Origin of the sequence: Arcobacter sp. CECT 8989, assembly GCF_004116715.1 — a bacterium.
In the GTDB taxonomy this organism is placed as follows: domain Bacteria; phylum Campylobacterota; class Campylobacteria; order Campylobacterales; family Arcobacteraceae; genus Halarcobacter.
The window spans coordinates 1-587 of sequence record NZ_PDKE01000047.1 but is presented as its reverse complement, the minus strand read 5'-3'; the positions used below and the strand labels follow the sequence as shown (position 1 = coordinate 587).

Below are 587 nucleotides of genomic sequence, written 5' to 3'. Positions count from 1 at the left end.
CCATCACCCATCATTTCTTCGTTTCTGGAATTTGGCAGAAGAAAACTGTCGATGCAGCCTAAATTTGTGGCGGCGCATAAAAAGTTGTTAATACAGAAACCCAGCAAACATTCGCAACTTGATTGCTCGGTTTTATTACTTTAGGCATTTATACTCCGCTGGAAGCGCGTGTGTATTGCTCACAATAATTGCATGAGTTGCCCATCGATATGGGCAACTCTATCTGCACTGCTCATTAATATACTTCTGGGTTCCTTCCAGTTGTTTTTGCATAGTGATCAGCCTCTCTCTGAGGGTGAAATAATCCCGTTCAGCGGTGTCTGCCAGTCGGGGGGAGGCTGCATTATCCACGCCGGAGGCGGTGGTGGCTTCACGCACTGACTGACAGACTGCTTTGATGTGCAACCGACGACGACCAGCGGCAACATCATCACGCAGAGCATCATTTTCAGCTTTAGCATCAGCTAACTCCTTCGTGTATTTTGCATCGAGCGCAGCAACATCACGCTGACGCATCTGCATGTCAGTAATTGCCGCGTTCGCCAGCTTCAGTTCTCTGGCATTTTTGTCGCGCTGGGCTTTGTAGG

The 587-nt window shown here is 48.6% G+C and carries 1 protein-coding gene and 1 pseudogene; one reads left to right on the top strand and one right to left on the bottom strand.

Annotated features, from left to right (window positions below; genetic code table 11):
* A pseudogene (locus CRV02_RS14360) lies at positions 1-188 on the top strand (Bor family protein); the annotation flags it as partial.
* A 31-nt stretch (positions 189-219) separates the two neighbouring features.
* On the opposite strand, the gene rzpD reads toward CRV02_RS14360, so the two are convergent.
* Positions 220-587: prophage endopeptidase RzpD (gene rzpD, locus CRV02_RS14355; RefSeq protein WP_058714873.1), on the bottom strand; the 368-nt coding region annotated here is incomplete at its 5' end.